Here is a 21,824-nt window from a genome sequence, read left to right as displayed (position 1 = left end):
GAACTGATGACACATCAGAGAATTAGAGAGGGGAATTCAGCCCGCCTGGGAAACGAATACGAAGCCACCCCGGAAAAGAGAAAGAGGCCCTTCCGGGCCTCCCCCACACAACCAACACACCGTCAAAACACACCCACCACCGGCCACTTCCGGGCCGCCGGCTGGCCGGCTACCCCCAGTAGACCGGCAGCCCCTGGGCCCGCGCCTCCTCGGCCAGGGCGCGCAGCTCTTCCAGCCGCTCCTGGATGTACCCCGCCCTGCGCCCGCAGTCGACGAAGCGGCCTTCGGCCGTCGCCGGGCGCCCGGCATCCACCGGCACCAACGCCAGCGCCACCAGCACCCTCCCCAAGAAGTCGTCCGCCTCAGCATCACCCGCCAGCTCTTCGTACCCGAGCACGCCCAGCACACGGGCGGCGTTGGAGTTGGCCATGTTGACTTCCACGCCTACAGAGTCAGCAAAGAAGGTGACAGACATTCGGGGCTCCGTCTCTCGCAGATGCGGTTATCGGCGGGTGGTGCAGCCTGGGGGAACAGCGCTCCGACTGCTCCCCCAGGCGTTCCGTCAGAAGTCAGCGAGACTCGCCAACAGCGCAAGTACCTGGTCCTTGGTGAGCGGCAGGGTGTCCCCCTCACTGTTGGCTCCGCCGGTCAGCAGAACGGGACCGTGGTAGCTCTGGTAGGTCCGGCCGAAGCGCCCCGCGAAGAGCGTGGCCAACGGGTTGACCCGCTGGGTGTAAAGACCCTCGTCGTCCAGCCACATGTCAAGCTGGTCGGTCAGCGCCACCACGTCCACGTTGTCGCAGTGGATCAGGGAGTACATGGCGGTAAGTCGCTCTCCGGTGTCGGCGGGCAGGTCGACCGGGATGACCTCGGCCTCGGGGGTGACGAGCAGGGCGAACGTCGCGATCGTCATGACGACTCCATCTGTCGCAGTGTGAGTTTCCGGTGTCGGCCGGTTGCCACCCCGACCAACAAGACAACTATACCACAGACACATCACTTACGGCGATCCGGGGTGCTTCAGTTCCCGTCGCCTGCCCTCGGCACCCGTGACGGCCGGGCCTTGAACGGCCCGGCCGCCGTGCCGTGATCAGCTCTTGGCAGCCAGGCGGGCAGCCATGTCCTCGGCGCTCATGCGTCCCTTGATGTCGTCGTACGGAATGCGGTCGTCCCAGGAGTACGCCCGGGTGTTCCGGTCGATGACGGGCTGGATGTCCGGGCCGCCGGGAACGGTGAGCGAGGAGCCATTGACCCGGAGCACCTCGTACCAGCGGCCGCGCGAGCGGGCGTAGTCGCCCTTGACGAAGTCGGCGCGGGACCAGAGCTTGACCCCGTCGGCCTCCGCCTTCGCGATGATCTCCCGCCAGTGGGCCATCTCGTCAGCGGTCTCGGCGTGGCGGCGGGTGAGTTCCGCGACGTTCTCCGGCTTGCTGATGTCCCACGAGGAACCGAATGCGGGCTCCCCAGCCAGCAGCTTTTCCAGGCCCCGGAGGGTGGCCTCAAGCTCCTTGAGACGGCGCAGGGTGCGGCCCGGGTCCTTGCGGTGCTGCTCGTAGTGAGCAGCGGCGTCGGCCCGGCCCGCCCAGTGGTCCGCTCGGTTTCCCTCGTCAATGCCCTTGCGCATGTTGCTGTCGATCCGATCAAGGTCTCGCCGGTGCCGCTTCTCGGAGTGGTGGCCGACCAGGATCGGCTGTCCGAACGGGATGGCGGAGCCGATACGCCGGGCCTCGGCAAGCGCGGCCTTGGAGGCGTCGGCCGCCCGGTCGGCTCGGTCGCTGAACCGTGCGGCTCGGTCGGCCGCGCGCTCCTCCCGCTCGGCCTCGGCCTCACCGAAGGTGCGGGCGATGTCCTCGCGCACGGTGACGTGCACGGCGTGCCCCGCCTCGCGGAGTGCCTCGGCAAGCGCGTTGAGGGTGAAGCGGTCGGCGGCCTTGTCGCGGGAGTGCGGGAGGTACCAGCAGCCGAGGTTGCGGGACCAACGGAAGCGGCGGCCCCTGAGGATCTCGGCGGAACCGTCGCCGCGGGCGGTGCCTTCGGCGAGGCTGCCGCCCGCGCGGGTGTGGCGCAGGACGATCCCGGCGAAGTCCTCCGGGACGTCGTCGTCTTCCTCGACGTCCTCGGCCGGGGCCGGGGCGGCGGGGAGAACGGTGTCGGCGGGGAGTTCGGGCAGTTCGGCCGTGACCGTGATTCCTGCGGTGCGCAGGGCCTGGGCGGCGGTGTGCGCGGCGATCAGCGCGGCGCTGGACTGGTCGCCCCGGGTGCCCTTGACGTACCAGTGCGCGGCCTTGCGGCTCCAGTCGAAGCCGTGGGTACGGAGAACCGGGGCGGCGCCGTCGCCGAACGTCGTACCGGTCACGGTGACGCCCGCTTCGGCGGTGTAGCTGACAGTGATCCCGGCGGCGGGGTCGGCCTTGGCGGCGGCCTTTCGGCGAGGCTTGGCGGTCGTCTTGGCCGAGTCCTTCGCGGCGGCCTGGGCGGCCTTCCAGCGCTTGGGGGCCACGATCTCCCGTGCGATGAACTGGACCTGCTGCGGGGCCCAGGTGTCGGGGAGGTACTTTCCGCAGACGTAGGCCGTGTCGCGGATCGCGCCGGGTGCGTCCGGGTCGGCTCCGTCGAAGGCGGCGGACCAGAGGGCCTTCGCCTCGGTGAGGACGTCGTCAGAGAAGTCGCGGTGCGTGTTAATGCCGTCCACGATCGGCTTGCCCGTGACCTTCTTGCCGTCCACGGTGACGGTGACCTCGTTGTTCGTCTGGACGTAGCTGTCGGTGGACCCGTCCCAGTGAGCGCCGTGGAGGGGGGCCGCGATCCGGTCGACGGCCTCCGTGTCCGGGCCGTCGGTCCAGCTGACGGAGATCCAGGCGGACCCGGTGCCGGTGCCGGTGCGGACGGAGAACTTGGCCCCCGGGAACTCGGCCTTCAGCCGGCTGCGGAGCTCGGCGGACACGTACTTGGTCGCGACGTACTGGGTCATGGGGGCGTCTCCTTGAGAGCTGAGAATGTGGATCCGGTTTGTGGCCGACTGCCACCGTCGACCACGAGATAACTATAACTGCAACACCTCACTTTGTCTACTGCGCCACCTCTCGGGGCACCGCCCACAACGGCCGGCCGAGCGAGGCAAACGCCGGCCTCCTCCCTGTGTGCAGACGGCGCGGAGGCGGCCGGACAGGGCGGGGCGGACAGGGTTAGGCCGGAGAGGACCCGGGGCCGGGCAAAGCGCCCGCGCCCCGGGGCCCCCGATTCAGACCGTCAGACGGGGTGCGGCCACGTACTCCACACCCCACTCCGGCGGGATCAGCTCACCGGTTGCCGCATCCGTGCAGTAGGCGTTGAAGATCTCCGAGGCGCTGAGCGGCTTGGCGTAGAACTCCACCAGCTTCCAGCCCCTGACTTCGGAGGTCTGGTCGGCGAAGTTCGTGCGCATCACCGCGCCACCGCCCACCATGGCGGCGAGGGTGAGGATTTCCATCGCCTCAAGGGCGTCGTCCGGGTCCAAGTCGCTCGCCTCCCCGTCCTTGTGGAACGGCACGGAGACCGAGAGGGTGGCGCCGTTCGCGGATGCCGCGACAACGAGATGGTGACAGCCGTCCCCCACCGCGTTGACGAAGCCCATCAACAGCGCAGAGGCACGCCCGGCCTCATAGGGGGTCAGGGTCTGGGAGATTGCCATGCCGATTCCTCTCGGTCTGCTTCCGGTTTTCCGGTCGGCTGCCACCACCGACCAACGAGATAACTATACCTCATATTCATCATTCCCGGGAGGCTTCGTGGATCTTTCCCAGGGAAATTTCCGCACGCGGATAGCGCCGCATCCGCCGGTCAGTCCTCACCGGGCAGGGAGATCGTGATCACGGGCTCCCATTCGTCGCCGGGCCCGCACGTGGCGAGCAGCCAGGCCTGCTTGCTCTCGTGGCTCTCTCCGTCGCGCGGGACGCGGTAGAGCTCAACGGTGCAGGATCGCCCGCCGTCGGAGCGTCGGATGGCGTAGTGGGTCATCCGGAGGACGTCCCAGAGGCGTCCCGACTCGTCCTGGTGGGTTTGCCGGTTGTCCTCGTCCGTCCAGGCGACGCAGTCGGCCCACGCGGCCGCAGTGAGGGCCACGGGGACCCGGAACCCGGCCTCGCAGGCGATGTCGTCGCCGACGGCGACCAGGGCCCCGTCGGCGAGGGCGCTGGCGCGGCTGTACGCGTGGATGACCTCTCCGAAGAGGTCGGCCACGGAAACGGCCGGCTGCTCCGCCTCGGGGGTCCAGCGCATCGCGTCGGGGCCCAGGTTGTCCGGGTTGGCGGTGCCGTCGATGAGGGTCTTGTCGGTCATGGGCTGCCCTTTCATGAGCGGTGTTCTCGGCGGCGGCGGGGTGCCACTCCTCGCCGCCCTGGGTGGGGCGCAGCCGGGTGGCTGCGCCCCGAGGGGGGGGTCAGGTGTTGGCGGCGGACCGGGTGATGGACGCTCGGCGCACGTGGTGCACCACGCAGGCGTCCGGGTCCTCGGCGAAGGGGTCGGTGAGGTGGTAGCGGGTGTCGGCGCTCCCGAGGTGGTCCGCACGTCCGCAGTAGAAGCAGTCGCACGGCCGGGCCAGGTAGAAGCCGTGATGCTCGGGCTTGCTGCCGTGGTAGAGGACCAGGTCGCCGGGCTCGATGAGGTCGAGGGTGCGGAGCAGGGTGTCGGACATGGGTGTCTCCTCACGGCTGTGCGTGGATTCGGTTTGTGGTCGACTGCCACCGCCGACCAGCAAGACAACTATAACACACTTGGATCACTTTAGGGTCCTCATCAGCCCGCCCACCTGGGTGAATTGGCGGATGCCCGTCTTCCGCCGGCGGCGTGGGAGCCGCCGGCGCTTCTCCCTGTTGCCGGCGTGGCTGGAGCATGCCGCGGCCGGCGCGAAGGGTGCGGGAGGGAGTCCGCCACGGGCTGCCCGGTGCGCCTGCCGACCGGAACACGAGTGCGCCCCCACCGTGTGGCAGGGGCAAGGTGGGGGCGCAGGGTGGGAGGGCGTCTAGCCGGTCGTGACGCTGGCGCGTACGGCCGCGACGGCGTCGGCGGTGTCGGCGGCCAGGTCGGGGGTGTGGGAGTCGTACAGGACGGTGAACTCGGCGCCGTCCTCGTCGTAGCCGCAGGCGAGCCAACCGGCGTGATCGGTCAGCGGGTAGTCCACCTCGGCCTCGTGCCGGTCCTGGCCGGTGAGCAGGACCTCGCCGCCGTCGGGGGTGGGGACGGCGACCCAGGAGCAGCCGGAGCCCGGGTGGGCGCCCCTGGTGGCTTCGATACCCGCCTCGGCCAGGACCCGCTGGAGGTACTCCCCTGCGGTGTCCTCCTCGGCGTAACCGAAGTCACGGCAGAACGCATGGGCCAGGTCCGCGGCGGTGTCCGGGTCGGGGGCGTTGAACTCCTCGGCCCACCGGGTGAAGTCCTCCTCGCTGGTGGCCAGCAGCTCGATCTGGTCGGCGACGGTGCCCGCGACCACGGCCGCGATGAGCAGCTCCGTGCGGTCGACGTCGAGGGTCAGGCCGATGACGGTGTACGTCTGCGTCTCGGTGGCGGTCATGCGATCAGCCGGAAGTTCGCAGCGTCGACCGCCTGGGCGCCGAGGTCTCCGAGGAAGGCGGCGACGACGTAGGCGCCGTTGTCGCCTCCCCAGAGGGTCTCGGGGGTCTCGCCGTCCTCCTCGGCGCGCCACGGGAAGGTCTCCAGCACCGCGGCGGCCGCGTTCGTCTTGGCCTCCTCGAAATCCGCTCCCTCGGCGACGACCGCGAACGAATCGGCGAGATCCCAGACTTCGTACCAGTCTCCGATGATGGTGTAGGTGTATTTCACGGGTTTTCCTTTCGTCGAATTCGAGGGCCCCGGAATTCGGTTCCGGGGCCCGGGGTGACCTGCGTTTAGCGGCGCGGCCGGGGGACGTCCCGGTGACGGCTGAAGTAGCGGTCGACGAGCATGAGCGCCTGGTCCTCGGTGAGGCCGAGCAGGGCTCCGCCGCGCGTGGATCCGGTGAAGACGGCCACGCCGCAGACGGGGGTGGGGTTGGCCTGGTAGGCGTGGAGGAGCTGGCGCGCGGGGGCGTTGGCGGGGAGGCCGAGCGGGACGGCCAGCTCGTCGGTCCACATGATCAGCTGGGTGGTCAGGTCGATGGAACGGACCTGGTCGGTGCCGAGCGCGTCCTGCGGGTAGGTGTCGGCGTCCCAGTCGAGCAGGCGGAAGCCGCCGGTGGGCTCGACCCGCAGGGCGTAGCCGTTCTGGAGGAGGGTGGGCATAGGGGTCCCCTTTCCTGGGAGTTGGTTTTCGGTGCGGGTCGGCTGCCACCGCCAATCCACGACATAACTATACCTGGTACTCATCACTTTCGGAACGGTGCAGGCCACTATTTCCCCTGTTCAGCGGCATGCCCGAGGGGTGCCGGCGGAGCCCGCGGCCGTGCCGTCGGCCCGTCCTCTGCTCCAGGGCGCCGGCGTTCAAGCGCCGGCCGCGCGGGCCGGCGGCGGCCGCGGTGGAGGCTCCGCGGCCGGCCGAGGGCGCGCCGGCAGCGTCCACGGGCCTGGAGGGAACGCCCGGCCGCCGCCCACGGCCGGCGGGATACACCTGGGCGGCCGGGCACGGCTGCGCCCCGGCGCGGCTGGTGGGCCGCGCCGGGGCGCGAGGAGGTACGGGGGCTATGCGGTCAGAGTCCAGGGGCCGCTCAGTCGCGGCGGGCCCGGCTGGTCGGGGTTGAGGTCGACGACCACGTCACCGTCGTCTGTGTGGACGGTGAAGACCGTGGCCCAGGACGTGTGGTCGCGGTGGAGAGCCAGCGCCGCGAAGGCGGCGTGTACGGGCGTGTCGGCGTCGATCTCGATGTTCCAGCTGATGCTGTACTCCGGCATGCGCTTCGTGCCTTCCTGGGCGCCCTCAGCGCCCGTATGCGGTCGTGGGAGGTCTAGGCGGCGAGGGTGAGTTCGACGTCGTCCAGGCTGCGCTCGTTGATGGTGACGCCGCTGACGGGGTCAAGGTCGTCGAGCCAGAGCTCCTCGTTCTCGGAGAGGTAGCCGTGGAGGGCGCTCGGGTTGTTGGCGATGTACGCGGGGAGACGGACCTCGGAGGTGAACTCGTAGGTGACCTCCTCGGTCACGGTCAGGGCGAGGCACACGGTCACTTCCAGGTCGTGGCCCTCGGGCTCGGGCGCGTCGGCGTTGACCACGAGGCACAGCAGGGCCGACGTGTCCTCGTACGGGTCGGCCTGCGCCTGGGCAGCGTCGGGGAGCCGGCCGAACGATGCGCCGAGGCGGTCGAGGTGGCGGAGGACCTGGAGCAGGGCCTGAGGGTCGCGCGGGTCGGTCCGGCCCCAGGCCGCGCGCAGTTCGGGGTCGGTGAGCTCGGGGAGGGTGTCCACGTCGTCGAAGTCGAAGACGCACTGCGTGCCGCCGCCGGCGGTGCGAAGGCTGTCGAGGTGGAGTTCGCCGGAGCTGGGGTCGCGGCACAGCACCAGGTAGGCGGCGTGCGGGTCCATGTCGGCGAGGGTGGCGGTGAGGGTTCGGGTCAGGCCCTGGGCCTGGTCCTGGGCGGCTTCGAGGGCGTCCTGGCAGTCCTGAAGGGTGGTGTGCATCGTTCCTCCTAGGGGTGTGCGGGGGCCGGCGGTGCGGACCGTCCGTCGGCTGGGGAGCCCCTCCCCCGGCGCCGGGCCGGGGGAGGGGGCGGGTCAGGCGCGGAGAAGTTGGTTGCCGGTGCGCTGCCAGTACCCGGCGGGGGCGCGGTCCGCGCGGCACTCGTAGGTGCCGTAAGCGGTCACCTCGAACTCGTCGTCGCAGACCAGGACGCGGGCGTCCGGGATGAACTCCAGCGTCTTGCTGTCGGCGGGGAAATCCCTGAAGCCCTGGAAGCGGTGGGGGGTGTTCAGGAACCAGTAGACGTCGCCACGTTCCAGGTCGGTGTAGCGGACGCTGACGGTGTCGCCGGGGTGGAGCTTGCACCAGGTGCGGACGCCGAGGTCGGCGCAGATGTCCTTGACCCGGCCGTAGAGGACGTCGAAGGCGTCCGGGGCGATGCCCAGGGCGTGGTCGGTCTCGCCGCTCGGGCCGGTGAAGTGGACGGGGCCCCGGACGTCGAGGCCGTCGAAGCCGTAGCGGGCGGCGAGGTGCTGCGCCACGGTGTTGGGGGCGCCCTGGTCGCCGGGGTGGTAGTGCATGTCCGTTTCGGCGTCGAGCGGGACGGTGGTGTAGGCGCCGGGGCCGGAGAAGAGGCCGGTGAGCTCCCACTCGACGTGGGGGTCTCCGAAGGACCACGCAACGAGGTGGTCGGGGTGGAGCGTGCCGAAGCAGCTGAATTCGTGCGGGTGGGTGAAGTCCAGGGGCATGCGGTTCTCCAGGGTGTGTGGGTTTCCGGTCGTGGTCGACTGCCACCGTCGACCACAAGACAACTATAGCATTCACTCATCACGTCCGGGAGGTTCCCGGACCTGTTTTCACTGCTCAGAGCCCCCGCCTTCGCCGCTCCCGCTACGCAGAACTGGCCCCGCCCGTAAACGGGCGGGGCCAGTCGGTTGTCGGCTTTCAGGCCGTCGGCGCGGCCGCGGTGGTCAGCTGGCGGAGTACTTCGAGCGGCTGCTCGGCCCGCGCCAGCCGGGCAAGGCGGGCGCGCTGCTCCCCGATGCCTCGGCAGCCGGCGAGCGGCTGCAGGGTGTCCGGGCGCAGCTGCGTGACGGCCTGGACGTAGGCGCGGCCGCCGAGGGCGACGACCGGCCGCGGGCCGGGCAGGATGCCGAGCTGGGCTGCCTGGCCGGCGAGCAGCTCGGCGGTGACGGAGCCGGGCTGGCCCATGCGCAGGTCGTACGGGAAGAGCGGCTCGTCGAGGGTGACGAAGCCGTGCTGCGCGGATAGGACGACGACGTCGCCGGTGGCGCCGGCGAGGCGCTCGGCCGCCTGCCGGCACAGGAGGTGATAGCTGCCCCGGTAGAGGTCGCGGGCCGGCAGGGCTGTCCTGGTGGGCGCCTTGATGCCGCTGCACGGTACGACAATGACGGGCCCGAGCGGGGCTGGGGCGGTCGACCGGGGGGTCTCGCGTACGTCGAGGGCGGCGCCGGCGCTGCGGCTGCTGTTCACGGGAACGAGACCTTCGTGTTCGGCCGGCTGCCAGGGGTAGGGGTCGCCGACGCGGCGGCGGGCCCAGGCCATCGCGCGGCCGGTGGCGGGGTCGACGACGTCCCATCCCGCGGCGGCGTACGCGCGCAGGTTGTCGTCCGTGTGGTCGGGCGCCTGGACAGCCCGGAGGTCGATCCGGGCGACCGCCTGGGCCACGGCGTCGGCGAGGGTGGTGGCGCAGCGCACGACGGCTTCGCGGGGCACCGGGGCGGTGCGGGGCATCAGTTGGTCGACGTGCCACCGCCGGCCGGTGCGGAAGGCCTCCAGGTGCGCGGCGGCGTGGCGGAAGCGGTGGACCGTGCTGTAGGCGCCGGCCCGGTAGACGACACGGCGGCGGGGGCGGGGCAGCTGCTCGGAGGGGAGGGCGGTGGTTGACATGCGGGCACTCCTGGGGACGGGCGCGCGGTGGCGCTTCGAGGCCGGTGCGGCAGGCGGCGCCGGGGCGGGGCGGCGGCCGGTTTCGGGCCGCCGCCCTACCGGTGGGGTGGTTCAGCTGTTGGGCGGCAGGAACTGCCGGTCCGGCTCGACGCGCCAGGTCAGGGCCGGGAAGAGGCGGCGGACCTGCCGTTCAGCCCAGGGCCGGACGGTGTCCCAGGCCTGCTGTGTCGGCTCGTTGGCCCAGGTGTGCCAGCCCTCCGCGCAGTTGGCGATCTGCTCGCCGAGCGCGGCCATGAGGGTCTCGGTGGTGATCTCGTCGGGCAGTTCGGTGTTGTTCTCGGTGGTCATGGCGTAGGCCTCGTAGAGGCGCTCGGCGAGGGTCTCGCCGTCGAGGTTGTGCACGGAGGTGACCTGGAGGACGGTGCCACGGCCGTCCGGGTCGAGGACCAGGCAGGTGGAGGGCTGAGGTGCGTGTTGATGGCCATGGCTCAGGCCGCCAGCTCGAAGCGGCTGGGGCGTTCGCCGCCGCAGTTCGGGCAGGGGTCGGTCTCGTGGTAGTACCAGCTGCTGCACGCGCAGTCCCAGGTGGAGATGGACCACGTCCACTCCCAGCCGCCGATGCCGTAGAGGCCGTCCTCCTTCCGGGGGTTGATGACGGAGGTGACCTGGGCCGGACCCTCGTCTTCGAGGTACATCCAGCGGATATGGAGGACGACTGCTCGCGGGGCGCCGTTGCTGTCCGTGCCGCCGTCGATGACGTGGATGGTGTCGGAGCAGTCGTAGCCGTACTTGGCGGCGTCCTTGAGGGTCTCGGCGGAGAGCAGGCGGACGGTGTCGAGGGTGAAGAAGGGGGAGACGAAGCCGTTCCAGCGGTCGGCCGGGTTGACGACGGCGGGGTAGTCGGGGATTCCGTCGATCGTGACGCGGGTGGGGACGGAGCCGGTCTTCGGGGAGGACGGTCGGGTCATGACTCTCCTGGGTGTGAGTTCGGTTGGGTTGGTCGGCTGCCACCGCCGACCATGAGACAACTATACCAGATATTCATCACTTCCATGGCGGGTGCGGGCTCCCCATTGCCGAATTCCCGCAGCTCAGCGGCTCCCGGTGCGGCCGCCCGGAACGTCCGGGACGGCCTTGTCCGGCGGGGTGGTCCCGCCGCCGGCGGCGCAACCCTGTGGCGGCGCCACCCCGCGCGGGCTGACCTATGCGGCCAGCGCCAGCCGGTCCGCCGGGGCGCGCATGCTGCGCTGCTGCGGCACTTCCACCGGCATCGTGGTCTTGGCTCCCCGGTAGACCCGGCCGAGGTAGTCCTCGACCGGTCGGCGCCACGGGCGGCCGGTCAGGGCGCCCAGGACGACCGCGCCGACGGGCGGGCACACCACGTCCCCGATCCGCTGGAAGGCGCTCGTGCGCGAGTCCTTGCGGGCCGTCGACTCCGAGGCGCGCCAGGGGTAGGACGGCAGGAATCCGACCAGCTGTCCGGCCTCGGCCTCGGTCAGCCGGTAGCCGTCCGACTCGCGGTACCAGGTCCTGGCCTTGCCGGTGAGGCACCAGCCGGTCTTGTCCGCGGAGAAGGTGTTCCCGCCCTTGGGGCGGCCGTTCGTGTCCAGACCCCGCGTGCCGCGGGTGTTGACCCGCTCGCCGGGCGCCCAGCCGAGGGCTGCGGCCAGGGTCTGCTCGGCGAACGGCAGGCCGGACCGCACGGAGCCGGGGATGCGGCCGTAGCGCACCGCCATGAAGAAGACCCGGCGCCGGTGGGTGGCCACTCCGTAGTCGGCCGCGTCCAGCTCGGCCCACTGCTGCTGGGACCAGCCGGCCAGGGCCAGCTCGAAGCTGACCGCTTCCCGTACTTCTTCGGGGAGGTTCGCGGACTGCTCCATGGCGACCCAGCGCAGGGTCTCGCCGTGGAGCTGGAGGCCGAGCGCCCAGATGAGCACCTCGGCGACGAGTCCGGCTTCCGGGTCGGGCATGGCGGCCGCCATGGCGCGCACCTCGGCCCACGTCATCCCGGAGCGGTCGCGGTACCCGCCGTGTCCGGCTGCTTCCCCGGCGGCGCGCAGCATGGCGGCGAGGACCTGGAGGGACTGCGCGGTGAGTCCGGCGCGCTTGCCCGCGGTGGACCAGGCGGGGCAGGGCGGGGAGATGATGACGCCGACGGTCCAGCGCAGGGCGGGGTGTTCGGGGTCGAGCAGGGTGATGTCGATGACGATGCGGCGATGCCCGGCGCGCTCGGCGGTGGCGCAGGCGTCACCGGAGAGGTCGAGGCCGACGGCGTCGTAGCGGGCCCCGAGGGCTTCGAGCCCCTCGTCCCAGCCCCCGGGGCCGGCGCAGACGCCGACGACGCGCTCGCGGTCGCCCTCGCGGGGGCGCAGGAGCCAGCGGCCCGGCCAGGGCGCGGCCATCTCGTCGAGCTCGGCGAGGACGTCCGCGGGGATTTCGGCGCCGAGGTCGAGCGCGAGGTCGGCGAGGCAGACGGGGCAGGTGCGCTCCTCGAACCAGTCGATGCAGATGATGTGACTGTGCCAGTCGGTGAAGCCGCAGCGCGCGGTGGTGTCGTCGTGGTCGGGCAGGAGGTGCACGAGGCCTTCGGCCGCGGTACCGAGGGCGGTGACGCGGATGGGTTCGGCGACGCGCTCGGCGGTCTGAGCTTCCGTCATGAGCTGCTCCCCTCGGGTCGGCCGGTCCAGCGGCCGCGCGGTGTGCTGTCGGTCGCCGGTCGGGTGCCACTCCCGACCAGCGACACAACTATACTCACAACGCATCACTGTATGCCAGGAGGGGCGCGCACTCTTCTCTCGGGATCCGTCTCGGCGGTCAGGCGGCCAGGGCCAGGGCCAACCGGCGGAGGTAGTCGGCCGCGGCCTCCTCGCCGAGGTGGCGCCGCAGCGCGTCCCCGCGCGCCCACACCAGGGGGCCTTCCTCTGCCTCGACGCGGGCGGCCTCGGCGACGATCTCGGCGACGCTGAGCTTCTCCCGGAACTTGTGGCCGATGTGTTCCTCCAGGGCGACGTACCGGGTGGGCAGGTCCAGGCCCAGGGCCCAGCACAGCCGTACGGCGCGCACCAGGACGTCCCGGCCGGCGAGCACGCAGAAGACGCAGCTCAGGCGGGGGATGACCGCGTCGTAGACGGGGTGGTACTCCAGGGCGGCGTCGGCGATCTGCTGCCAGACGTCGGCCTCGGAGAGCTCCAGGATCGGGTGCCAGGTCAGGACCATGCGCTGGCCGGTGCTCGCGCGCATGTCGATGGCGAGCGGCAGCTTGCGGGCCCGGGCGGGGGATTCGGCGGCCCGGATGCCGAGGGCGGAGAGGATCAGAGCCTGTCCGTCCAGGCCGAGGGCGTCGGTGATCTGCTTGAACAGCGGGGCGATCTTGTCCCGCTTCAGGGTCGAGGTGCACAGCCGGCGGGCCGCGTCCGGCCACATCTTGCGCTTCTCGACGAGGCCGAGCAGGCCGCGGTCGGCCTGGACGACGATGAACTCGACGCCCCAGCGCTCGGCCTGGCGCTGGGCAAGCTCGCGGACGCCCGGCCATTCGGACTCCTCCCCCAGGTCCGCGTGAACCAGGACCACTTTGTCCAGGCAGCCGGACTCGGCGGCCAGGGTGACCACGCGCTGCCCGCAGACGAGCGAGTCCTTGCCGGCACTGGTCGAGACGACGATTTTGTCCGCGGCCAGGATGAGCTCGCGGGGCGTTTCGGCGAGCTCGCCCAGGAGGCTGGCCGCGACGCCGGACCGGCGCCGGCCACCGGTTCCCCGGCCGGGGGCGTGCGGGGCGTAGAGCGCTGCGAGGGCGCGGTTGGCCGCGCGGGCCGCGGTGAAGGTCCGGCGGACCTTGGCGCGGGCCGCCTGCTCGCGGCGGACGAGGCCGGCCTGCGAGGCCGCCAGCTCGTCGGCGCCGGCCTGCAGCTGCGGGTCGTTGGCCATGCGGGCGTGCGCGGCAGCAGCGGCCTTGGTCGCCCGGGTGCGGGCGCGGCCGGCGGCGGTGTACGCGGCGTCGGCCTGGTGGGCGCGCCGGATTGCCTCCAGCAGCCGGCGGCGGGTGCTCATGTCCATGGGTCTCCTCGCGGTTCGGGGTGGTGAGTTCGGCGCCGGGCGGCTGCCACTGCCGCCCGGCAGGGGTCGATTGGTCGGATCAAAAGCGCTTACGCATCTCCTCGGGCCCGCGCTCCTGCCAGTGGGCCAGCGTCGCCCGCTCACCAGACGGCTCAGCGTCATGCGAGCCGGTGATCGCTTCGTCTGCTGCATCACCTCGGTCGAGGTGGATGTAGGGCGCGCAGCCGTCAGCAACGTCGGAGGCGTTGGTCTCTTCAATGAAGAAGTGGCACTTGGCGCACTTCTCGTAGACGACCTCGTTCATCTCAATCTCCTTGCGGTGGTGATCAAACCCGTGGCCATCAGCGAGGCGGTACAGTCCGGGCGCTTGCAGGCGTGGACGGGGCGGCCTGGCGGCGACTCCGGCCGCGCCGAAGTGGCCCAGGGTCCGGCGTCCGGCCCGGAACGGGGCTGGACGCCGGGGGGGCGGGGCGGCGTGCGCTCCGCGAGGAACTACCGGGCTACGGTCGGCCGGTTGCAGGGCCGGGCGTTGTCCACGGCGACGGCAGCGGCGAGGCGGCCCCAGTTCAGGTGGAGCTTGAATGCGGCTTCCAGGTAGAGCGCCGCCGCCTCCGGCCGCTCACCGGCTCCCCTCAGGTGGCGCTCGTGAAGCAGCTGGAGAGCAGCGCGCAGGCTGCTCTCCTGGGCAGCGAGCTGGGCGCTGACGGGGTGCAGGAGCCGGGGCAGTTCGAGGGTGCCGAACACGGCGCTGGTGACGTACTGGCTGAGGGAGACGGGGAGCCCGGTCGCCTTGTTCTGGGCGATGACGTCTTCGGCGATGAAGAGGAGCAGGGAGGCGTCGAAGGGAATCGTGTTGGTGATGACGACACCGTCCAGGATCGGGGGGAGGTTCGTCTCGAAGACCAGCGCGACGTCGTCGAGGAGTTCAGCGACCGTGGTCAGCGCTTCCTCGGCCGGGTGGTTGAGCACGCTCCTCCGTCGGGCGATACCGGCGATGGCGCGGGCACGGGCAGCTGCGTGCAGGGCGTTGGGGAGCGGCGTGCGGATGATCATGTCTCTCCGAAGGGTCCGAGGATGTGTATCCGGTGCGGCCGACTGCCACCGTCAACCACAAGACAACTATACTCGCTGCTCATCACTTCGCAAGGGTTCACCGTTGCTTCCGGGCAGAAATCCGCAGACGACACCGGGGGTGCCGTGGGCGGCCCCCGGCAGCGCGCCGCCTGGGCGCGGCCCCCCGAACGCGTGGGCGGCGAGGGGAGGGAGAGCCGCCCGGCCCCTGTGGGGCCGGGCGGATGCCGTCAGCAGGCAACCTCGGGGTCCTCGGCCGCCGGCAGGGGCTCCCACTCCAGGGAGCGCGCGGTCTTGCGGGACCGGCCGTCAACGGCGACGGTCACGCCGTCCCGGTACGCCCGGGCGCCGGCCATCCGGACGTCCACCGCCTCGACGGTGCCGGTCTGACCGCTGGCCACGTGCCGGACCCGCTCGCCGACGGTGCGGAGCAGGTCCGCTTCCCGCAGGCGCCGCGCGCCGAGCCGGTGTCCCGCCTGCTGGACCAGGCAGCCGCCGCGGGTGGCCAGGGCGGCCGCGAAGGCCCCGTCGGAGTCGGGAGCCTCGACCCTCAGGAAGGAACGGCCCTCGGGCAGGCCGGTGTGGGTGATGGTCCAGGTGTCGGTGATCGAGCCCCGGGCCTGCTCGGCGGCGGCGCCCTGCGTGGCTGCTGTCTCCAGGGTGGGCACGTGCCAGACGAGCAGGGACGGGTGGTCGCCGGGTTCGACGAGCCAGCATTCGGTGCGCTCGAACAGCTCCTTCGCGACGCGCAGCGCGGCCAGGGGCGGCCGCCCGTCGGTGCCGGTGGTCAGCTTGCCGTCCTCGACCCAGCCGACGGTCAGGCGGCCGCTGGTGCCGTCCGGCCGGACCCAGTAGCCGGCGACCTCGCCGAGGTCGTCGGGGTTGGTGACGTCGGCGAGCGGCTGTCCGGACAGGGCGGTCACCGCGGCGGCGGCGGCTGGGTGTTCGGCGTCCTCGGGCATTACGCCCGTACCGGCGGCCGGGGCGGCCTCGGCCGGGCCGGCGGCGGGCGAGGGAACGTGTACGGCGTTCCAGGAGCCGGGGCCGTACTCGGTGAGCTTGACGAGGCCTGCGGCGTGCAGGCTCCGGACGGCGGTGAGGTTGTGCCCGTATCCGGCGCCGATCGCTCCGTCGCGCTTGACGACGGCGTACACCCGCCGCTGCGGTTCGGTCAGCGCGTCCTCGGCGCGCTTGCGGTTCTCCTGGGCGTTCAGGAACTCGGCGCGCCCCTGGGCGCCGGCCTCGGTCTGCCAGTCGCCCGAGACGACCAGGCCGGAGTTGTTGACGACGTCGAAGCCCCCGCCCGAGGCCGGGCGTACGGAGTACAGGGCGAGCGGCGCGCGCCCCTCGGCCGGGGCCGGCCGCGCGTCGGCGGGCGTCCGGGCGGGGGTCGTCTTGCGGGTGCGGACCGGCTTGGCCTGGACGGCGACTTCCTCGACCGCGACGTTCTTCCAGCCCGCGCGCTCGGCGGTCCGGGCCGCCTTGGCGACGTTGGCCGCGGACATCGACCAGGTGTGCACGATGCGGCCCTCGCCCTCACGGCGGTCGACGGTGACCGCGTGGGTGTAGTGGCGGGTCTCGCTGGTGCGGGTGCAGCCGGTGGAGGCGACGAAGGTGATTCGGGCCATGACGGGACTCCTTGGGTGTGGGGTGTGTTGTCGGTGCCGGTCGGCTGCCACGGCCGACCAGCGGGCTGGGCCGGGGGCGGTGGCGCCGCCCCCGGCATCGGGCCTACTGGCCCAGGCGGATCGCGCGGAGCCGCGAACCCGCCTTCCGGATCCGGTGCTCGACGGCGCCGTACCCAGCGAGGCTCCGGAGGTTGTAGTCCCGGAGCTGGACGTAGAGCCGGAGCAGGGTGCGCTCCGACATCTCCTCGACCGTGCTCACCACGATGGGCTCGTTGGCGAAGGCCATGCCGAGGGTCCTCGGCGCAAAGGAAGGCGCTCCGAGCGTGTAGAACCACACCTTGTACCCGCCCTTCGGCTCCTCCTCGTTCCAGAGGCCGAGGACGATGGCCCGGCGGACGCCGGTGTTCTTGCCCTCGTCGTAGCGGGGGGTGCGCACGACCGTGCCCGGCTCCAGAACGGTCTGGGTGGCGGAGGCGATGGCGACGGTCATGTGGACTCCTTTGGAGAGGGGTGGGGGAGGCGGGGGAATCCCCGCCGACAAGAAAACTATACCTATCACTCATCACCTTCGCAAGGGTGCCCGGCCCACGCCGCGCGGCTCGCCGTCAGAAGAGGACGTACTGCGCTCCGTCGTCAGCCGCACGACGGCCCCCACCCCGGCGGCCCCCCGGCGCGGCTTCACGTGGCGGTGCGGCAGCCTCCCCCGGTGCGCACCCGCCCTCGGCCACAACCGGGAGCTCCGCCGGGGGCGTGTCGCTTTTCGGGCACGCGCACCGGCACCACCAGACGCACGGCTCGCCGCCGGGCCGCAGGATCAGCTTGGCGACGCACCGGCCGCGCCCGTCTCGCACCCAGTCGGTGTTGTCGTCCACGTGCGGGCCACCTTCCTGCCGGTGGACGCACAGGTCGCAGCGGCCGGCCCAGCAGTTCCAGCAGGTGCCCCGCTCGCACGTGGCCCATCGGGCGAAACCGAAGGGGTACTTGCGCTCGATCTCCTGGAGGTAGGCGGGCCACACCTGCTCGCGCACCCAGGCGCCCTCGGTCTCGTCCATCGGCGACGGGTTGGGGACCGGGTCCACGATGCCCATGATCAGGGCGCCCTGGAAGTTCAGGTTGGAGATCCCCCGTACGATCTCGCGCTCCTCCGACGTGAGGATGCGCTGCGGACGGCGGATGACCGTGATGTGCCGCTCGGCCGCCCGCTGGCCGGCCGCGCTACGGGTCTCGTTCATGCGGATCCCTTCGATGCTGAGAGTTCGGCAGGTCCGCGCACGGCAGGGGACGGGTACCCGCCCCTGCCGTGCGCGCCGTAGGTCAGCGCTCGGTCCGGGCGTAGTTGTGGCGGTCGTCGGTGGCGGGGAAATCGACCACTTCGCGGACGCGCGCACAGATCCAGGTGTGGACCGGGCCAGGGGTCTCCTGCTCGCCAGCGAGCCAGAGGTGGATGTCCGGCTGGACCTCGAAGAGGCTGCCATCCTCGTCCTCGGCGTAGAACTCGGAGTTGCCGCCGAACCCGTACTCGTCGGCGATGTCCCACACGCAGACCAGGTACGGTCCGCCGGCGTCGTAGATCCGCCCGAAGACGTTGCGGATGTCGTCGGCGCCGTAGCCGTGCTCGAACGCCCCGTGCAACTCGGCGATCTCGGCCAGCGGGTCCTGCGTGGCCTGCTCGGCGGCGTCGGCCTCGGTGCGCGGCGCGGGGTCCTGGCCGTCCTGGTCCTCGTGCTCGCCGCCGTGCTGGGCGATCAGGTCGCGGAGCGCGTCGGTGGGCACGTCCAGGAACATGCCGCTTTCGTTGCCGAGGGTGCCGCCGGTCAGCCAGTCCTCCCAGGAGTCCTCGTTCTCCCAGGCCTCGGTGTCGGGAGCGGTGAGACCGGGGGAGAGAAGGACCTCCTCCGCGGCGGGGGCGCCGGGCTGCACCTTGAGGGTGATCGCGTGGCCGTCGGCGAGGCGGATTCGAGCGAAGCCGTGTCCGGTCCCCTCGGTCATGACGGCGTCGAGTCGGGAGGTGCTGAGGGTCTGCGTGCTCATGAAGTGCCTCCGAGTTGCGTGGTTCCGGGAGGTCGGCTGCCACCGCCGACCCGCGAGACAACTATACACACGATTTGTCACTTCGCAAGGAGTGTGGTCACGCGGTCAGGGCCACGTTCCCGGCGGCCTTCGCCCGGTGCAGCGGCGCCGGGCCGCCGGCCGACCGCCGACGCGGCGCCGGTTTGGGCAGATCGCGCAGCGGCCGGAAGACCGGCCTGGCGCCGGTGTGCTCCGTCCAGCGCTCCTCGAACCCCGGGCGCTGCTTGTCGGCGACGCCCGCGGGGGCCGCCACGATGAACGCTTCGGCGTGCGGCAGGCCTTCGGATTCGGGCAGGTAGTGGGCGCGCCGGATCCCGGAGGTCTCCCCGGCGACCAAGCGGGCGCGCTCGGGGTATCGCTCGGCGAACCGGGTGACGAATCCCTCGGCCCGCTCCCGGGGTGCCTCGTACACGGTGCGCACCGATCGCCAGGTCGGCCCTTTCTGCTGCGCGCCGCGGCACCGCTTGTCGTCGCCGAGGCAGTGCGGTTCGGCGTCCACCGGCGCCCCGTCCTGGTCGACAATCACGTGGACGCGACGGCAGCGAGGCTTGCGCTGCTGGGTGCACCACCACTTCGGCTCCGTGCAGTCCTTGCCATGCCAGCGCCGACAGTCCTTCGTGCGGCCCAGGCCGGTGATGCGGCGCACCTCGTACACCGCGTACGGGGTCTGCTCCAGGTCGGCCTGGAAGGCGTCCAGGACGGGCCGGTTGCGGCCGTCCTCGGCCAGGCGCTGATGGAGGGATCCGGAGGGTCCGTAGAGGGACATGCGCTCGTTCAGGGCGAGCGAGATGTACTCCATGCGCAGGACCCGCGCGGCTTCGGCCGGGTGGGCGCGCAGCCGCTCCTCGTAGAGGTCGCGGGAGGAGCAGACCCCGGTGAAGGGACACATGGTGCAGTGGCTCTTCAAGATCATTTCGCCGAGGTTGTCGAGGACGTACCGCTCGACGGCGGCCCTGGCCATGCCCGCGCGGATCAGGGGGTAGTCCGGCTCGCAGATGATCCGGCCGGCCGCGGTGTTGAGCTCGTCCTGGATGGCGGAGTCCTTCAGCGCGCGGCCGGTCTCGTCGGCGTGGTAGCCGATCACTCGGCGGAAGGTCTCGGTGCCGAACTCGTGGGCGGCCCAGGTATCCAGTACCCAGCCCTTAAAACGAATGCTGCAGCGTCGCTGGCCGGAGGCGAGCATCGGGACGGTGCCGGCGGTGCGCAGCTCGTCGGACAGGCGCCAGGGGCCGGCCGCGTGGATGCGGCGGGGCGCGCGGGAGTCGTCGAGGACCAGGACGCCGTCGGCGTCGCGCGGGCCGCCGCGGCAGACCTGGACCAGGCGGACCCGCCATGCGCGCAGGAGCGGCAGGACCAGGCGGTCGGCGAAGGACAGGGAATCGCTGAACTCGTCGCCCGTCACGGCGTGCACGATCACGAGGTCGGACATGTCCGGCTCCAGGCCGTGGGCGACGGGGTCGTTGAGGAACATGAGGATCTCGGCCGTCGAATCCGCACCTAGACCCCAGGTGAGGACGGTCGGGCGCTTACGTCGGACGGCGGGGCGTGCCAGCCGGGCGGCGTGGACGGCCGTCCGGGTACGGGCAGGCAGGGGCATGGGTCTCCTCGGGCGGGGTGCGTGTTCGGGGTGCGCGGCTGCCACTGCCGCGGGGGCGTCTCTGATGTGTCTCGTCGGCCGCGCGGCGCTCGTCGGCGCGGCGCTCCCGACGGTTCGCCGTAGTCAGGCTGGTCCCGCCCCGCGTCACCGGGGCGGGACACGGCCGGGGGTCAGTCCCCCAGGCCCATCCGCCAGGAGGCGCCGCAGACCGGGGCCCCTGGAAGGGCCTGACCGCAGGGAGGAGCCCGGGCCCGCGTGGGGCCCGGGCCGGAGGTGTCACCTACCGGGTGACGGCGCCAGCCGCGACCCACGCGGCGACGGGGCTCACGGGGTTGTGCTTGACGATGGAGCGGGCAAGGGCGAAGAAGTGGGGGTAGCCCTTCGGGGCGCGGGTGGCCAGCTCCAGGTTCCTGACCGCCGTGTCGTACTGAAACTGCAGGACCATGCGCAGGGTCTCGGAGCGGCTCATGTCTCGCCGGTAGGCGAGTACGTAGTGAGCCGCCTGGATGGCCTGTTCGCCGATGCCGGTCCAGACGCGGCCATTGAAGACGTGGTCCCCGGCGGTCCGGTCAGCGTCGGCGACGTCGAGGGGCCCGGTGTGGGTGATGGTGAAGTGCTTGGGCCAGGTGGAGCGGGGGCCGAAGGCCAGGGCCGCGTAGGTTCCGGCGGCGGCGTCCAGGGCCGCACAGACGGAGCGGACGGTGAAGCCCGGGAGCGTCCGGTCCTGCTCGGTGTCGGCCTTGAACACGTCCAGGCGCGTGGTCCCGCCGTAGTTGTAGACGTCCACGGTCGTGGCCTCGGGGTACAGGCGGCGGGCGATGTCGAGGACGGCGTACGCGGCGCGGGAGGTGTTCACGGACTCTCCTTGGGTGGTGCGGATTTCGGTGTGCGGCTGCCACTGTCGCCCCGGGACTCTCCGTCCCGACGAGAAAACAATAACCGCTTCTCATCACTTCCGCAACCCCCACCCCTTCCCCACTCTGACTGTTCGTCAGATTCCTGGGTCGAGGAGGACTGCGGCCGCCGGCACCGAGCCCGGCCGGAACCGGCGGCGGCGCCGCCGCCGGCCGGGAGGGTCAGCGGGGCGCCTTCTCCGCTTCCCGCTCAGTCGCTGCGCGACGAGCCTGGGCCGGAGAGACGGGCGACCAACCGGCGGACGTCGCGCGGCCCGGTGGCACGCTCCCCGGGCGCACTGCGCCCGTGCGGGTAGATGGTGGCGCGCAGGATCTTCCCGGAGCGAGTGCCCACCTCCATCCACCCCCAGGCGCCCTCGGGGCCGGGCGCGGCCAGGGTCACGTGATGGCGCCGGGTGGAGGGTCGCCACACGGGGAGGAGCCCGTGTTCCGTGGCCAGCGCCACGACCGTGCGCGTGTACGCGGTGAGGCCGCGCGGCGCGGCGGGGATGCCGATGCGCAGCGCTCCGCCGCGCATGGCGAGCACGACCCCGAACGGAAGGTGCGCGCGGATGTCGGCAGGGTCGCGGTACGGGAGGCGGTCGTGCATGGGGCAGCGGGTGCACAGCAGGATGTCGGCGCGGTCGCTGTCACCGGGCACGAGGAGGGCGACGGGATCCGCGCACTCAGGGCAAGGGGCGGTTCGCCAGTCGTAGGAGTCGGCATCGGGCACGTGGCCTCCAGGGTCGGGAGAGGGTGGATCGCCCCGGGCAGGGCGGGGCGGGCGTGGCATGTGGCGCAGCGGGAGAGCTGCCGGTGTCGGGGCCGGGCGGGCGGGGCGGTTCCGTCCGCCCGGCGCAGCCAGGGGCTAGAGGGGGATCCGGGGGGATTGCGCGTTCAGGCGCGCGGTGAAGCAGTCGGGGCAGAGATCGGCGCTTCCGGCGGTCTCGTTGCCGCACGGCTCGCCCCATCCGGGGCAGTCGGTCGTCTCAGGCTGTGCGTTGCTCATCCTCGGTTCCTTCAG

Annotated in this window: 27 protein-coding genes; all 27 read right to left on the bottom strand. The window is 71.8% G+C overall.

The genetic code is table 11. The annotated features are described in order from the left end of the window. Positions 1-169: 169 nt before the first annotated feature. The 27 genes from E6R62_RS19475 to E6R62_RS39615 all read right to left on the bottom strand — a co-directional run bounded on the left by E6R62_RS19475 (position 170) and on the right by E6R62_RS39615 (position 21,809). A complete protein-coding gene (locus E6R62_RS19475) occupies positions 170-442 on the bottom strand; it encodes a hypothetical protein (RefSeq protein WP_206308776.1) in 273 nt (90 codons plus the stop codon). 120 nt (positions 443-562) lie between these two features. Further along, positions 563-913: a DUF3846 domain-containing protein gene (locus E6R62_RS19470; RefSeq protein WP_136214747.1), complete on the bottom strand. Its 351-nt coding sequence runs from the start codon at positions 911-913 to the stop codon at positions 563-565. Positions 914-1,090: 177 nt separating this feature from the next. Then, positions 1,091-2,971: a DUF3560 domain-containing protein gene (locus tag E6R62_RS19465; RefSeq protein ID WP_136214746.1), complete on the bottom strand. Its 1,881-nt coding sequence runs from the start codon at positions 2,969-2,971 to the stop codon at positions 1,091-1,093. Positions 2,972-3,241: 270 nt separating this feature from the next. Further along, the gene (locus tag E6R62_RS19460; protein WP_136214745.1) at positions 3,242-3,670 is read right to left on the bottom strand and encodes a hypothetical protein; all 429 of its coding nucleotides are present in this window, start codon (positions 3,668-3,670) and stop codon (positions 3,242-3,244) included. A gap of 149 nt (positions 3,671-3,819) precedes the next feature. After that, positions 3,820-4,317, bottom strand: coding sequence for a DUF6573 family protein (locus tag E6R62_RS19455; RefSeq protein WP_240801765.1), 498 nt, complete (start codon positions 4,315-4,317; stop codon positions 3,820-3,822). A 100-nt stretch (positions 4,318-4,417) separates the two neighbouring features. Next, positions 4,418-4,672: a hypothetical protein gene (locus tag E6R62_RS19450; RefSeq protein WP_136214744.1), complete on the bottom strand. Its 255-nt coding sequence runs from the start codon at positions 4,670-4,672 to the stop codon at positions 4,418-4,420. Between the two features lie 327 nt (positions 4,673-4,999). Continuing rightward, the gene (locus tag E6R62_RS40285; protein ID WP_206308775.1) at positions 5,000-5,548 is read right to left on the bottom strand and encodes a hypothetical protein; all 549 of its coding nucleotides are present in this window, start codon (positions 5,546-5,548) and stop codon (positions 5,000-5,002) included. Beyond that, a complete protein-coding gene (locus tag E6R62_RS19440) occupies positions 5,545-5,817 on the bottom strand; it encodes a hypothetical protein (protein ID WP_136214743.1) in 273 nt (90 codons plus the stop codon). Before E6R62_RS19440 ends, E6R62_RS40285 begins: the two co-directional genes overlap by 4 nt. 65 nt (positions 5,818-5,882) lie before the next feature. Continuing rightward, positions 5,883-6,254 (bottom strand): DUF3846 domain-containing protein, encoded by a 372-nt coding sequence (locus E6R62_RS19435; RefSeq protein WP_136214742.1) that lies wholly within the window; start codon positions 6,252-6,254, stop codon positions 5,883-5,885. A gap of 396 nt (positions 6,255-6,650) precedes the next feature. Further along, complete coding sequence (locus E6R62_RS19430) at positions 6,651-6,860, bottom strand: hypothetical protein (RefSeq protein WP_136214741.1); 210 nt, start codon at positions 6,858-6,860, stop codon at positions 6,651-6,653. Between the two features lie 53 nt (positions 6,861-6,913). After that, positions 6,914-7,579: a hypothetical protein gene (locus E6R62_RS19425; RefSeq protein WP_136214740.1), complete on the bottom strand. Its 666-nt coding sequence runs from the start codon at positions 7,577-7,579 to the stop codon at positions 6,914-6,916. Positions 7,580-7,672: 93 nt separating this feature from the next. Beyond that, positions 7,673-8,326 (bottom strand): hypothetical protein, encoded by a 654-nt coding sequence (locus E6R62_RS19420; RefSeq protein ID WP_136214739.1) that lies wholly within the window; start codon positions 8,324-8,326, stop codon positions 7,673-7,675. A gap of 196 nt (positions 8,327-8,522) precedes the next feature. Next, positions 8,523-9,488 (bottom strand): DUF6884 domain-containing protein, encoded by a 966-nt coding sequence (locus E6R62_RS19415; RefSeq protein WP_136214738.1) that lies wholly within the window; start codon positions 9,486-9,488, stop codon positions 8,523-8,525. A 111-nt stretch (positions 9,489-9,599) separates the two neighbouring features. Next, positions 9,600-9,890 carry a hypothetical protein gene (locus tag E6R62_RS19410; RefSeq protein ID WP_136214737.1) on the bottom strand — a complete coding sequence of 97 codons (291 nt, stop codon included), beginning with the start codon at positions 9,888-9,890 and terminating at the stop codon, positions 9,600-9,602. A gap of 86 nt (positions 9,891-9,976) precedes the next feature. After that, on the bottom strand, positions 9,977-10,456 hold the full coding sequence (locus tag E6R62_RS19405; protein WP_136214736.1) for a hypothetical protein: 480 nt from the start codon (positions 10,454-10,456) through the stop codon (positions 9,977-9,979). Between the two features lie 234 nt (positions 10,457-10,690). Continuing rightward, positions 10,691-12,145 carry a DNA cytosine methyltransferase gene (locus tag E6R62_RS19400; protein WP_168714106.1) on the bottom strand — a complete coding sequence of 485 codons (1,455 nt, stop codon included), beginning with the start codon at positions 12,143-12,145 and terminating at the stop codon, positions 10,691-10,693. Positions 12,146-12,302: 157 nt separating this feature from the next. Continuing rightward, positions 12,303-13,535 (bottom strand): phosphoadenosine phosphosulfate reductase family protein, encoded by a 1,233-nt coding sequence (locus tag E6R62_RS19395; RefSeq protein ID WP_136214734.1) that lies wholly within the window; start codon positions 13,533-13,535, stop codon positions 12,303-12,305. An 85-nt stretch (positions 13,536-13,620) separates the two neighbouring features. Next, the gene (locus tag E6R62_RS19390; protein ID WP_136214733.1) at positions 13,621-13,845 is read right to left on the bottom strand and encodes a hypothetical protein; all 225 of its coding nucleotides are present in this window, start codon (positions 13,843-13,845) and stop codon (positions 13,621-13,623) included. A 188-nt stretch (positions 13,846-14,033) separates the two neighbouring features. Next, positions 14,034-14,594, bottom strand: a complete 561-nt coding sequence (locus E6R62_RS19385) for a hypothetical protein (protein WP_136214732.1) — start codon at positions 14,592-14,594, stop codon at positions 14,034-14,036. Positions 14,595-14,842: 248 nt separating this feature from the next. Then, on the bottom strand, positions 14,843-16,240 hold the full coding sequence (locus E6R62_RS19380) for a hypothetical protein (RefSeq protein ID WP_136214731.1): 1,398 nt from the start codon (positions 16,238-16,240) through the stop codon (positions 14,843-14,845). A gap of 103 nt (positions 16,241-16,343) precedes the next feature. Continuing rightward, positions 16,344-16,730, bottom strand: coding sequence for a DUF6409 family protein (locus E6R62_RS19375; protein ID WP_136214730.1), 387 nt, complete (start codon positions 16,728-16,730; stop codon positions 16,344-16,346). Between the two features lie 115 nt (positions 16,731-16,845). Then, positions 16,846-17,472 (bottom strand): DUF6248 family natural product biosynthesis protein, encoded by a 627-nt coding sequence (locus E6R62_RS19370; protein ID WP_136214729.1) that lies wholly within the window; start codon positions 17,470-17,472, stop codon positions 16,846-16,848. 82 nt (positions 17,473-17,554) lie between these two features. After that, the gene (locus tag E6R62_RS19365; RefSeq protein ID WP_136214728.1) at positions 17,555-18,271 is read right to left on the bottom strand and encodes a hypothetical protein; all 717 of its coding nucleotides are present in this window, start codon (positions 18,269-18,271) and stop codon (positions 17,555-17,557) included. A 97-nt stretch (positions 18,272-18,368) separates the two neighbouring features. Beyond that, positions 18,369-19,907 carry a hypothetical protein gene (locus E6R62_RS19360; protein WP_136214727.1) on the bottom strand — a complete coding sequence of 513 codons (1,539 nt, stop codon included), beginning with the start codon at positions 19,905-19,907 and terminating at the stop codon, positions 18,369-18,371. A gap of 280 nt (positions 19,908-20,187) precedes the next feature. Further along, positions 20,188-20,763, bottom strand: a complete 576-nt coding sequence (locus E6R62_RS19355; RefSeq protein ID WP_136214726.1) for a hypothetical protein — start codon at positions 20,761-20,763, stop codon at positions 20,188-20,190. A gap of 248 nt (positions 20,764-21,011) precedes the next feature. Further along, a complete protein-coding gene (locus E6R62_RS19350; protein ID WP_136214725.1) occupies positions 21,012-21,533 on the bottom strand; it encodes a hypothetical protein in 522 nt (173 codons plus the stop codon). 135 nt (positions 21,534-21,668) lie between these two features. After that, the gene (locus tag E6R62_RS39615) at positions 21,669-21,809 is read right to left on the bottom strand and encodes a hypothetical protein (RefSeq protein WP_168714105.1); all 141 of its coding nucleotides are present in this window, start codon (positions 21,807-21,809) and stop codon (positions 21,669-21,671) included. Between the last annotated feature and the right edge of the window lie 15 nt (positions 21,810-21,824).

This window comes from Streptomyces sp. A1136, from assembly GCF_004795055.1.
Lineage (GTDB): Bacteria > Actinomycetota > Actinomycetes > Streptomycetales > Streptomycetaceae > Streptomyces.
This window is presented reverse-complemented; position numbering and strand designations above follow the sequence as displayed.

Coding starts and splice junctions, on each gene's coding strand:
- E6R62_RS19380 (WP_136214731.1), bottom strand. CDS start 16,240: ATGGCCCGAATCACCTTCGTCGCCTCCACCGGCTGCACCCGCACCAGC.
- E6R62_RS19435 (WP_136214742.1), bottom strand. CDS start 6,254: ATGCCCACCCTCCTCCAGAACGGCTACGCCCTGCGGGTCGAGCCCACC.
- E6R62_RS19365 (WP_136214728.1), bottom strand. CDS start 18,271: ATGAGCACGCAGACCCTCAGCACCTCCCGACTCGACGCCGTCATGACC.
- E6R62_RS19465 (WP_136214746.1), bottom strand. CDS start 2,971: ATGACCCAGTACGTCGCGACCAAGTACGTGTCCGCCGAGCTCCGCAGC.
- E6R62_RS19370 (WP_136214729.1), bottom strand. CDS start 17,472: ATGAACGAGACCCGTAGCGCGGCCGGCCAGCGGGCGGCCGAGCGGCAC.
- E6R62_RS39615 (WP_168714105.1), bottom strand. CDS start 21,809: ATGAGCAACGCACAGCCTGAGACGACCGACTGCCCCGGATGGGGCGAG.
- E6R62_RS19460 (WP_136214745.1), bottom strand. CDS start 3,670: ATGGCAATCTCCCAGACCCTGACCCCCTATGAGGCCGGGCGTGCCTCT.
- E6R62_RS19470 (WP_136214747.1), bottom strand. CDS start 913: ATGACGATCGCGACGTTCGCCCTGCTCGTCACCCCCGAGGCCGAGGTC.
- E6R62_RS19375 (WP_136214730.1), bottom strand. CDS start 16,730: ATGACCGTCGCCATCGCCTCCGCCACCCAGACCGTTCTGGAGCCGGGC.
- E6R62_RS19450 (WP_136214744.1), bottom strand. CDS start 4,672: ATGTCCGACACCCTGCTCCGCACCCTCGACCTCATCGAGCCCGGCGAC.
- E6R62_RS19455 (WP_240801765.1), bottom strand. CDS start 4,317: ATGACCGACAAGACCCTCATCGACGGCACCGCCAACCCGGACAACCTG.
- E6R62_RS19415 (WP_136214738.1), bottom strand. CDS start 9,488: ATGTCAACCACCGCCCTCCCCTCCGAGCAGCTGCCCCGCCCCCGCCGC.
- E6R62_RS19390 (WP_136214733.1), bottom strand. CDS start 13,845: ATGAACGAGGTCGTCTACGAGAAGTGCGCCAAGTGCCACTTCTTCATT.
- E6R62_RS40285 (WP_206308775.1), bottom strand. CDS start 5,548: ATGACCGCCACCGAGACGCAGACGTACACCGTCATCGGCCTGACCCTC.
- E6R62_RS19420 (WP_136214739.1), bottom strand. CDS start 8,326: ATGCCCCTGGACTTCACCCACCCGCACGAATTCAGCTGCTTCGGCACG.
- E6R62_RS19360 (WP_136214727.1), bottom strand. CDS start 19,907: ATGCCCCTGCCTGCCCGTACCCGGACGGCCGTCCACGCCGCCCGGCTG.
- E6R62_RS19405 (WP_136214736.1), bottom strand. CDS start 10,456: ATGACCCGACCGTCCTCCCCGAAGACCGGCTCCGTCCCCACCCGCGTC.
- E6R62_RS19385 (WP_136214732.1), bottom strand. CDS start 14,594: ATGATCATCCGCACGCCGCTCCCCAACGCCCTGCACGCAGCTGCCCGT.
- E6R62_RS19395 (WP_136214734.1), bottom strand. CDS start 13,535: ATGAGCACCCGCCGCCGGCTGCTGGAGGCAATCCGGCGCGCCCACCAG.
- E6R62_RS19425 (WP_136214740.1), bottom strand. CDS start 7,579: ATGCACACCACCCTTCAGGACTGCCAGGACGCCCTCGAAGCCGCCCAG.
- E6R62_RS19400 (WP_168714106.1), bottom strand. CDS start 12,145: ATGACGGAAGCTCAGACCGCCGAGCGCGTCGCCGAACCCATCCGCGTC.
- E6R62_RS19430 (WP_136214741.1), bottom strand. CDS start 6,860: ATGCCGGAGTACAGCATCAGCTGGAACATCGAGATCGACGCCGACACG.